A 10,916-nucleotide genomic window follows, 5' to 3' on the forward strand; every position below is an offset into this window, starting at 1 on the left:
ATTCATATTAAAGGATTTTTTATGTCTAAACTAAAAACTCTCTCTTTTTTAACCGCACTTTGTGCGATTTCTACCAGTGCGTTGGCATCACTTCAACCGCTTACTATTTATACCGAAGAATTTTTTGGCGCCGACTGGGGACCGGGAAATGAAGTAAAAGCCTTGTTTGAAAAGGCAAATCCACAATGTACAGTAATTTATAAAGTGTTTGATAACCGTAATACAATGTTTAACCGTGTTCGTTTAGAGGGCAAAAAAATACCAGCGGATATCGTGATTGGTTTGGATAATTTCCAAAAAGAATCAGCAGCAAAAACCGGGCTTTTTGCCAAAACTGCGGTAGATTTAAGCGCACTTTCTTTGCCGTTTGACTGGCAAGATCAAACCTTTATTCCTTATGAATTTGGACAATTTGCCTTTATTTATGATAAAACCAAATTAACCAATCCACCGCAAACCTTAAAAGAATTGGTAGAACGCCAAGATTTGCGCGTGATTTATCAAGATCCACGCACTAGCAGCATGGGGCGTGGCTTTTTGGTGTGGTTAAATCAAGTTTATTCGCAAGATCAAGTGGAGCAGGCGTGGAAAACCTTGGCAAAACATACGGTAACTGTCGGTAAAGGTTGGACTGAAACCTATGGTGCGTTTTTAAAAGGCGAATCTGATGTGGTGTTTAGCCATAGCACATCACCGATTTATCACCAGTTGCATGATAAAACCGATCAATATGCCGCAACAGAATTTAGTGACGGAGCAGTGTATCAAGTGGATACCATTTCCAAAATAGCAAAAGAGCAAGTCAACCAATGTGCGGATCATTTTATTCAATTTATGATTAGTCCAGAGGCTCAAAAAGTGTTAATTCCGAAAAATGTTATGCTTTCCGTAAGTTCAGCAGAAATTGAACCGCACTTTGATGAGTTGAAAGCACATCAATTTGAAGTAAAAGCGATCAATACGGACAAGGTCAGTGAGCAAGATATTAAAGCTTGGACAGAAAAATGGCAAGCGGTACTCAGTCAATAGCCTTATCTTCCTTTTGCGTTCAAGCCAAACAAATAGGTCGCCAGTTAAAATGGCGACATTATATTGCTGGGTTATGGGTGTTAGGCTTGTTATTTGGTCTATATGCTAACAGCTTATTGGCGGTATTTACTTTTGGTGATGAAAATGCGCACAGACATTTGTGGCAAGGATTATGGCAAGCTTTAGCACAAAATAGCTATGTTCGACAGGTTATTTTTTTTAGCTTTTGGCAGGCTGGATTATCGGCATTATTGTCAGTATTGTTGGGTTGGTTGTTTGCTCGCGCGTTTTTTTATCAATCTTTTTGGGGAAAAACGTGGTTGTTGCGCATTTTCTCACTTACTTTTGTGTTGCCCTCTTTGGTTGCAGTATTTGGTATTTTAGGGGTTTATGGTGCATCGGGTTGGGTGGCTCAATTTTGTGCCAGATTCGGTATAGCATGGCGACCGGATATTTACGGATTAACTGGTATTTTAATCGCTCATCTTTTTTTCAATATTCCTTTAGCCACGCGAATGTTTTTACAAGCCTATCAATCTATTCCCGTACAACAACATCAACTTTCCGCTCAACTGGGAATTCGTCGTTGGCAATTTATTCGCTGGATTGAATTGCCTTACTTACGTGAGCAGATTTTACCGATTTTCGTGTTAATTTTTATGCTTTGCTTTACTAGCTTTGCTATTGTATTGGTTCTCGGTGGAGGTCCCAAATTTACCACGCTAGAAGTCGCTATTTATCAAGCTATTGTCTTTGATTTTGATTTAGCCAAATCTGCTCAATTTGCGCTGTTGCAATTTATCTGTTTTTTTGCCTTATTTGCCTTAAGCTCATTGTTTAGCCGAAGTACGGAAACGCAATTAACTCAAACAGTTTGGTGGTTTGCTAAACAGTCTAGTGGCGTGAAAATGTGGCAAATTTTTTGCTTAATATTGCTCTCCGCATTTTTACTGTTACCGTTGCTTAACACGGTGCTAAGTGCGGTTTTTTCTTCGGCAATTTTTACGGCATGGAGACAATCTGCCTTATGGCAAGCCATGGTATATTCTTTCACTATCGCCCCTTTATCTGCGTTATTAGCTTTATTATTGGCATTTGGTTTGTTATTGGCATCACGCCGATTACATTGGTTAGGTTTACGCCGCCTTTCTAACAGCTTAATTAATATCACCATGGTGATTCTTGCTGTTCCTATGTTAATGTTGGCAACTGGGTTATTCTTATGGTTAAAAGACTGGCAATTTTCCACCGCACAATTATTTTTGTTGATCATTTTATGTAACGCAATGGCAGCGTTACCTTTTGTCATCCGTATTTTAGCGGTGCCAATGCAAAATAATCTGACCTATTATGAACGTCTTTGTCAATCCTTAGGCATCACAGGTTGGCAGCGATTTAAACGAATAGAATGGCAAGCTTTGCGCCAACCCGTTAAATATGCCTTTGCCTTAGCCAGTTGTTTATCACTAGGTGATTTCACTGCTATCGCTTTATTTGGCAATCAAGATTTTAGTTCATTGCCGTATTTGTTGTATCAACAATTAGGTAGTTATAGAGGTGAAGAAGGCGCAGTGACGGCGTTGGTGCTGTTAGTAAGTTGTTTTGGCGTGTTCTCAGTGGTCGAAAAAATAAAGAGAGAGGAGAATACATTTGCTTATTAAGATAGCAATTGCAATAAGTACAACTACTTAAATAATGGTGTGATAAACATTAAATGTGATGTAGTCGATAAAGATAAAATAGAATAAAAAAAGATGCGATTAAAGCATCTTTAGAGAATTTGGAGCGGGAAACGAGGCTCGAACTCGCGACCCCGACCTTGGCAAGGTCGTGCTCTACCAACTGAGCTATTCCCGCAAAGCGACATTTAATATCAACAACGAATCTTGAAAACAAGGCTTATTATACGAAGATTTTGATTGTTCGCAAGCAGAAATTTTTATTTTCTGTTTGTTTGCAGAAATTCTAGTCTAATTTAATAAAATGTTCACGATAATAAGCGAGTTCTTTAATACTTTCTCGAATATCATCTAAAGCTAAATGGGTATTTTGTTTTTTGAATCCTGCTAAAACTTCAGGTTTCCAACGGCGAGCCAGTTCTTTTAGTGTGCTGACATCCAAATGACGATAGTGGAAATAATCGGCTAAATCGGGCATATATTTAAATAAAAAACGTTTATCTTGTGCCACGCTATTGCCACAGATAGGAGATTGTCCTTTTGGTACCCATTTGTTTAAAAAGTCGAGGGTTTGCAATTCTGCGGCTCGTTCGGTGAGCTTACTTATTTTGACGCGTTCAATTAAGCCATTTTCTGTATGCGTTTTAACACACCAATCACTCATTTTGTTGAGTAATTCATCAGATTGTTTGACGGCTAATACGGGGCCTTCGGCTAAAATAGTCAGATTTTTATCGGTAATGATCGTGGCGATTTCAATAATCCGTTCTTGTTCAGGATCTAATCCCGTCATTTCCAGATCGATCCAAATGAGATTTTCTTTATCTTGTGGCATAATATTAAGTATCCTATGTAAAATTTGTGCTATTGTAGCAAAATTCGTTAAAAATTTTTATTAAAAATCACCGCACTGTTAAGGGAATCTCATTGGCAAAGCAAAAATTGACTCAAAACCAAAAACGCCGTATTCATCGTAATAATGCAAAAGCCCTAGATCGTCATCAACGTCAGCAGAAAAAACAAATAGATTGGCAAGATGATATGCTAGGGGATACGCAAGATGGGGTGGTGGTGACACGTTATTCTATGCACGCTGATGTGGAAGATGAGCAAGGAAATCTTTTCCGTTGTAATTTACGTCGAACCTTGTCAAGTGTGGTGGTGGGTGATCGAGTAATTTGGCGATCAGTGCTGGAGCAATTACAGGGGATTAGTGGCGTGATTGAAGCGGTACAGCCTCGCCAAAATGAATTGGTTCGCCCAGATTATTATGATGGTTTAAAAGTCATGGCAGCCAATATTGATCGCATTATTATTGTTTCTGCTGTGTTGCCAACCCTGTCGTTGAATATTATTGATCGTTATTTAGTGATTTGCGAAACGGCGAATATTCCTGCAGTAATTGTGTTAAATAAAGTGGATTTACTTTCTGAACAAGAATTCGCTGAAGCAGAACAACAGCTGAAAATTTACCAAGATATTGGTTATCAAACTCTGATGATTTCCGCTCAAACGGGCAAAAATATGCAAAAATTAACCGCACTTTTATCTTCTGGCACGTCTATTTTTGTCGGACAATCGGGGGTAGGAAAATCCAGTTTGGTCAATCAAATTATGCCTGAAGTCAATGCGACAACCAATGAGGTGAGTGAAAATTCAGGCTTAGGACAACATACCACCACCTCATCACGCTTATATCATTTGCCACAAGGAGGAAATCTAATTGATAGCCCCGGCATTCGTGAATTTGGTTTATGGCATTTAGAACCTGAGCAAATTACCCGGGGTTATCGTGAATTTCAATATTTTCTCGGCACCTGCAAATTCCGTGATTGTAAGCATCTGGACGATCCACAATGTGCTTTACGAGAAGCCGTTGAACAAGGCAAAATTCACCCGGTACGTTTTGAAAATTATCACCGTTTGATATTAAGCCGTGATGAAACAAAATCACAACGATATTTTGTAGGTTAAGTATGGTGTAGCTACTCTTTAGCTATAAAAGATGAGGAGCATCGTTACTATTATAACCCTGTACGTCAGTGCAGGGTTAAATCCTGAATCAAAATCTTAGATCGACGTTGATAATTATAATGTTCTCGTTTTTCCTGTGGCAGATCTTCTACATTGGCTGCGCTAAATCCACGTTCTTGGAACCAATGAACGGTTCTGGTCGTGAGGACAAATAATTTTTCAATACCTAAATTTTTTGCGCGTTTTTGAATGGCTTCTAATATAATATCACCGCGAGAGGAGTTACGATAATCGGGGTGAACAGCGACACAAGCCATTTCTGCCATTTTTTCCTGTTCGTAAATATTTAATGCGGCACAAGCGATAATGATGCCATCTCGGTCAATAATTGTATATTTTTCAATATCCATTTCCAATTGTTCACGAGAACGTTTGACTAAAATACCTTGTTGTTCTAATGGTTGAATAAGTTCTAATAAACTTGGAATATCACGAATGGTCGCCAAGCGAATGTCTTCGGAATTTTCCATTGAAAGCTGCGTACCCACACCATCACGGGTAAATAATTCTTGTAGTAATGAACCATCTTCTTCATAACTTAATAAATGTGAACGTTTAACCCCTGCTCGGCAAACATCAATGGCAGCTTGTAAAAAGCGAGCTTGCGAACTGTGATAGAGATCGTTCTGAATAAACCCTTGCAGGTATCCAACAGCATCTTGCGGTAATAAATCAGAAATGGTTTGTTGTTGTGGATCTAAAATGCCTTGTGTAGAACAAAAGCCAATCAATTTTTCGGCTTTAATTTTGATAGCGACTTGTGTGGCAATTTCTTCAAAGGGCAAATTAAAACTTTCCCCCGTAACGGATGGTGCAACAGGTCCGATTAATACAATGGCATCACGTTCTAGTTGTTGTTGAATATTTTCTACTTCAATCCGACGAAGTTTGCCACTTAATAGATAATCCACGCCGTCATCTACACCTATTGGCTGTGCTAGAATAAAGTTACTACTCACCACATTGAGCAAAGGGGAGTGCGGGAGACGCATAGAAAGTCTTGAGCTAATATCATAGTTCAGTTTTCCCGCGGCTTGTTTGACTAGATCGAGGGTTTTTTGATCAGTAATACGAATATTTTTATGGTATTGTGGTTCAATATGATGTTCAAGTAATAGTTGATTAATTTGCACTCTAGCACCAAAAACAATAACTAATTTAATACCGAGGCTGTGTAGTAATCTTATATCATTGATAATTTTAATGAAATTGTTACTTGCAACAGTATCGCCATCTAGCATAATGACAAAGGTCTTGCCACGATGCATGTTAACATAAGGGGTGGATTGACGAAACCAATGGACTAATTCAGTACTGTGCATAATAGGGCTTCTCTTTAAATATTTATTCAACTATTTTGAATTTATATGCATTTGGATAAATATGCAAGTAAAATTTTTATAAGATATTTTATTGCTATCTATGTTATAATTGTATTTGATTATCATTATATTTTATAAAGGGGGAGCATCATGAAAATTAGTCAATATTTTACCCAGCAAAAATGGCAAAAATTATTGCAAGCTGGGGAGCAGAAACAAACACCTTATTTAGTGATTGATTTGGCTTATATCAAGGAAAAATATGCGGAAATGATTAGCCTGTTTCCGAAAGCCAAAATTCATTATGCCATGAAAGCTAGCCCAGCGGTGGAAGTGGTAAGTTTACTCGCCGATCTTGGTTCAAACTTCGATTGTGCATCTATTTATGAGTTGGATCGGGTATTAGGCTGTGGGGTGGAGCCTGAGCGTATTTCTTATGGTAATACCATTAAAAAGCCAGCCCATGTGCAATATGCCTATGAAAAAGGCATTCGTTTATATGCTACGGATTCCAAAGCAGATTTAAAAAATATTGCTCAATATGCACCGGGTTCAAAGATTTTTGTGAGAATTTTGGTGCAAGGCTCGGATACCGCGGAGTGGCCGTTGTCGCGTAAATTTGGTTGTCACCCTGATATGGCTGTGGATTTGTTAGTGCAAGCCCAAAAATTAGGGTTAGAACCTTACGGTATTTCTTTTCATGTGGGTAGTCAGCAGAAAGATGTGGCAGCGTGGGACGATGCTTTGGCGAAAGTCAAATACATGTTTGACTGGATGAAATATGAAGAAGATATTAAGTTGAAAATGATTAACTTGGGCGGTGGTTTTCCGACCAATTATTTAAGCGAAGTAAACCCGATTAAGATTTATGCGCAAGAAATTCATCGTTATTTACAAGAAGATTATGATGAAGATGAAATGCCTGACATTATTTTGGAGCCGGGGCGTTCGTTGGTAGGTGGTTCAGGCGTGTTGGTGTCGGAAGTGGTGCTTATTAGTCGCAAATCGCGTACCGATTTAACCCGTTGGGTGTATTTGGATGTAGGGTTGTTTGGTGGTTTAATTGAAACCTTGGGGGAAGCTATTAAATACCCGATTTATACGCCAAAAATGGAAACAGAAAACGAGCAAGGCACGGTTATTTTAGCTGGACCTACTTGTGATAGTACGGACATTATGTATGAAAATGCTGGCTATAAATTGCCACAAAATTTAGAAGTGGGCGATAAAGTGTATTGGCTGACCACAGGCGCTTACACGAATTCTTATTCTTCCGTGGAGTTTAATGGTTTTCCACCGTTAACAGTAATTTATACGGATACAGATAAGGAATAACGCACAAACTACAAAACACGGTGAGAAAAATGATCAGCACCCCAAAAGTTGGACTAACAACTAACGATTAAGGTGCAGATTTTTATGATTTCACTTTGTTAAAAAGTTTTGGCGATATAAAAATATTTGATATTAATCACATTTTTATAAACACATTCTTTTCATTCTACTTTGTTTTTGTAGATTGAACGATTAAATTCAATATTTTGTAATGTATTTTTATTAAATAAAGAAGGAGTTCAAAATGGATCGAAGACGTTTTCTACAATTATCTAGTTTCTGTGTTTTTGCTCTTAGTAGTGATAAAGTGCTTTCCGCTGAACAAAGCAAAAATCACAATATGTTTAATTTACGTGTTGTTTCAACTACGGATGTACATGGTTTCTTAACGGATTTTGACTATTATAAAGATGCATCTACTGAGAAATTTGGTTTTAGTCGTACCGCAACACTTATTGAGCAAGCTCGTCAAGAAGTGAAAAATAGCGTATTAGTGGATAATGGTGATTTAATCCAAGGTAATCCCATTGCGGATTATCAAGCGGCGGTAGGTTATCAAGCAGGCAAGCCTCACCCCTCAGTACAAGTCCTTAATTTGATGAAGTATGAAGTGGGAACGTTGGGAAATCATGAGTTTAATTATGGACTTGAGTTTCTGGATAATGTGTTAAAAGAAGCAACGTTTCCGATTATTAATGCCAATGTTTATGATGTAAAAACCAAACAAAATCGTTATACCCCATACGTTATTCAGGAACGCCAGTTAATTGATGAACAAGGTAATAAACAATCGATAAAAATCGGTTATATCGGTTTTGTGCCACCGCAAATTATGGTGTGGGATAAAGCCAATTTAGACGGTAAAGTGTATGTGGAAGATATTAAGCAAACCGCAGAAAAATTTGTGCCAGAAATGAAAAAAGCAGGGGCGGATCTGGTGATTTGTTTAGCGCATACTGGACCGAGTGATAAAGAATATGTGGTAGGTGAAGAAAATGCCGCTTTTCATTTAGCTGATGTGAAAGGGATTGATGCTATCGTATTTGGGCATTCTCACGGTTTATTCCCGCATAAATCTTTCCAAACCACCAGTACATTGGTGGATATGTTGAATGGTACAGTAAATGGTGTGCCAGAAAATATGTCAGGTTATTGGGGGAACAATATCGGTGTGATTGATTTGCAACTTTATTACCTTAACGGAAAATGGGTGGTGAATCATGCCACTGCACATATTCGACCAATTTATGATAATGAGAAAAAAGCGGCTACGGTAGAAAATAAGCCAGAAATCACCGCACTTTTACAGCCCGTACATGAAGCAACACGGAAATTTGTGGCACAGCCAATAGGCAAATCGTTAGATGATATGTATAGCTATCTTGCTTTAGTGCAAGATGATCCGACCGTGCAAATTGTTAATCAAGCACAAAAAGATTATGTAGAAAACTATATTAAGAGTATTCCTGAATTAAAAGATATTCCCGTGCTTTCTGCGGCGGCACCGTTTAAAGTTGGTGGACGTAAAAATGATCCCACTTCTTTTGTTGAAGTCGCTAAAGGGGATTTAACCTTCCGTAATGCAGCGGATCTTTATCTTTACCCTAATATTCTTGCTACACTAAAAGTGAAAGGGCATCATGTTAAAGAATGGCTAGAATGTTCGGCGGGTATGTTTAATCAAATTGATCCGAATAAAACTGAACCACAAGGACTAATTAATTGGGAGGGATTTCGTACCTATAATTTTGATGTGATTGACGGATTAAGCTATGAAATTGATGTGACGCAACCAGCTCGTTATAACGGTGAATGTGAGTTGATTAATGCCAATAGTGAACGAATTAGAAATCTACAATTTAATGGTAAACCTATTGATTTAGACGCAGATTTCTTAATTGCAAGTAATAATTATCGTGCTTATAGTGCTAAATTCTCAGGAACGGGTGAAGAATTTGTGGCATTCCTTGCCCCAGATGAAAATCGTCAAGTATTAGCAAATTATATTACTAAACAAACCAAGTTACAGGGCGCGATTACACCAACAGCCGATAAAAATTGGCGTTTAGCCAAAATTGAAAGTGATAAACCACTGGATATTCGGTTTGAAACCTCACCAAGTGAACAGGCAAAAAACTTTATCAAAACGAGATCTGTTTATCCGTTAGTGGATAAAGGCGTTGATGAGGTTGGGTTCGCGATATATCAAATTGATTTAACGCAGTGATGATGATGTGTTAGAGATGAAAAAGGCTTTCATTTGAAAGCCTTTAATAAGTTTATAATATTATTTCGCTGCTTTTAGCTCTTGATAATATTTTTCATATAATTCAACTGCTTCGCCAACATCATCTTGCCATACAGATTTTTGTAAAATTTCTGCTGATGGGTAAATTGCTGGATCATTAATGATCTCTGCTGGAAGTTTTGCTTTAGCTTTCACGTTAGATGTTGGATAACCAATTTCTAAGGTTAATTGTTCAGCCACTTTTTCACTTAACATATAGTTAATTAATTTGTGTGCTGCATCTGGGTGTTTTGCATTCGCAGGAATCGCTAAGGTATCAACCCACAATACAGGACCTTCTTTTGGGAACACTAGATCAATGGTATCTGGTGATTCTTTTTTGGCAATACGTACTGAACCATTCCATAATTGACCTACTTCCACTTCACCAGAAATGAAAGCATTTGCAGGGTTATCAGAGTTGAAAGAAAGTACATTGGGACGTAATTTCAATAATTCTTCATAAGCTGCTTTGATTTCATCTGGGTTAGTAGTATTAGGGTTTAAACCTAATTTTTGTAAAGCAATGTTAAACACTTCACGAGCATCATCTAATAATTGCACTTTACCCGCAAATTCAGGTTTCCATAAATCGCCCCAAGATGTAAAATCAGACCCTTTGTAGGTTTTGACGTTATACGCAATCCCCGGTGCACCTAATAATTGTGGTAAGGAGTATTTATTGCCTTTATCATAGTCTTTATTTAACCAGTCTGGATCAAGTTCAGCAATCACAGGTAATTTGCTGTGATCTAACTCTTTTAACATACCTTCACGAGCCATTTTTGACACAAAGTAGTTTGTCGGAGCAATTACATCGTAACCATCAGAACCTGCACCTTGTAATTTCACTTTGGCATACATAGTTTCGTTAGATTCAAGGCTTGATACGTTGACTTTGATGCCTGTTTCTTTAGTGAATTCATCTAATAGACCATCTGGTACATATTCTGTCCAAGTGTAAAGGTTTACCACTTTATCTTCACTTGCTGCTGGGGTTGCCGCAAGGGCTGTAGAAGTTTCAGTTTTGCTTTCTTTATCGTTACAACCAGTCAAAGCAACAGCAACTAAGCTAGCTGCGAAAAGACCTGCTAATTTTTTCATTTAAGATTTTCTCCGTTGAGAGTAATTAAGAGTATCCGTCTTTTTATTTATTCAAATAGAAAGACATAAAAAAACGCCTGACTTTGGGCTAGGGACTAGCTTTGGGTCGGGCGTTATTCTATGCTG

The 10,916-nt window shown here is 38.0% G+C and carries 8 protein-coding genes and 1 tRNA gene; 5 read left to right on the forward strand and 4 right to left on the reverse strand.

What is annotated here, in order from left to right; genetic code table 11:
- The first annotated feature begins 21 nt into the window (after positions 1–21).
- Both thiB and thiP read left to right on the forward strand, forming a co-directional pair.
- Positions 22–1,029: a thiamine ABC transporter substrate binding subunit gene (gene thiB, locus E0709_RS09165; RefSeq protein WP_132300495.1), complete on the forward strand. Its 1,008-nt coding sequence runs from the start codon at positions 22–24 to the stop codon at positions 1,027–1,029.
- Positions 1,005–2,690 carry a thiamine/thiamine pyrophosphate ABC transporter permease ThiP gene (gene thiP / locus E0709_RS09170; RefSeq protein WP_132300493.1) on the forward strand — a complete coding sequence of 562 codons (1,686 nt, stop codon included), beginning with the start codon at positions 1,005–1,007 and terminating at the stop codon, positions 2,688–2,690. Before thiB ends, thiP begins: the two co-directional genes overlap by 25 nt.
- Positions 2,691–2,810: 120 nt before the next feature.
- Here thiP and E0709_RS09175 read toward each other — a convergent pair.
- Both E0709_RS09175 and orn read right to left on the reverse strand, forming a co-directional pair.
- Positions 2,811–2,886 (reverse strand) — tRNA-Gly (locus tag E0709_RS09175).
- A 108-nt stretch (positions 2,887–2,994) separates the two neighbouring features.
- Positions 2,995–3,543, reverse strand: coding sequence for an oligoribonuclease (orn, locus tag E0709_RS09180; protein ID WP_132300491.1), 549 nt, complete (start codon positions 3,541–3,543; stop codon positions 2,995–2,997).
- A 92-nt stretch (positions 3,544–3,635) separates the two neighbouring features.
- On the opposite strand from orn, the gene rsgA reads away from it, so the two are divergent.
- Complete coding sequence (gene rsgA / locus E0709_RS09185) at positions 3,636–4,682, forward strand: small ribosomal subunit biogenesis GTPase RsgA (protein ID WP_132300489.1); 1,047 nt, start codon at positions 3,636–3,638, stop codon at positions 4,680–4,682.
- A gap of 65 nt (positions 4,683–4,747) precedes the next feature.
- Here the strand turns inward: rsgA and argA are convergent, their stop codons facing one another.
- On the reverse strand, positions 4,748–6,064 hold the full coding sequence (gene argA, locus E0709_RS09190) for an amino-acid N-acetyltransferase (RefSeq protein WP_132300487.1): 1,317 nt from the start codon (positions 6,062–6,064) through the stop codon (positions 4,748–4,750).
- Positions 6,065–6,214: 150 nt separating this feature from the next.
- Here argA and E0709_RS09195 point away from each other — a divergent pair, with 150 nt between their 5' ends.
- Positions 6,215–7,399 carry a type III PLP-dependent enzyme gene (locus E0709_RS09195; RefSeq protein ID WP_207905220.1) on the forward strand — a complete coding sequence of 395 codons (1,185 nt, stop codon included), beginning with the start codon at positions 6,215–6,217 and terminating at the stop codon, positions 7,397–7,399.
- Between the two features lie 244 nt (positions 7,400–7,643).
- Positions 7,644–9,626 carry a 2',3'-cyclic-nucleotide 2'-phosphodiesterase gene (gene cpdB / locus E0709_RS09200; protein ID WP_132300483.1) on the forward strand — a complete coding sequence of 661 codons (1,983 nt, stop codon included), beginning with the start codon at positions 7,644–7,646 and terminating at the stop codon, positions 9,624–9,626.
- 60 nt (positions 9,627–9,686) lie between these two features.
- Here cpdB and E0709_RS09205 read toward each other — a convergent pair whose 3' ends face one another.
- Positions 9,687–10,790: an extracellular solute-binding protein gene (locus E0709_RS09205; RefSeq protein WP_132300481.1), complete on the reverse strand. Its 1,104-nt coding sequence runs from the start codon at positions 10,788–10,790 to the stop codon at positions 9,687–9,689.
- Between the last annotated feature and the right edge of the window lie 126 nt (positions 10,791–10,916).

The organism is Lonepinella koalarum (assembly GCF_004565475.1).
GTDB lineage: Bacteria > Pseudomonadota > Gammaproteobacteria > Enterobacterales > Pasteurellaceae > Lonepinella > Lonepinella koalarum.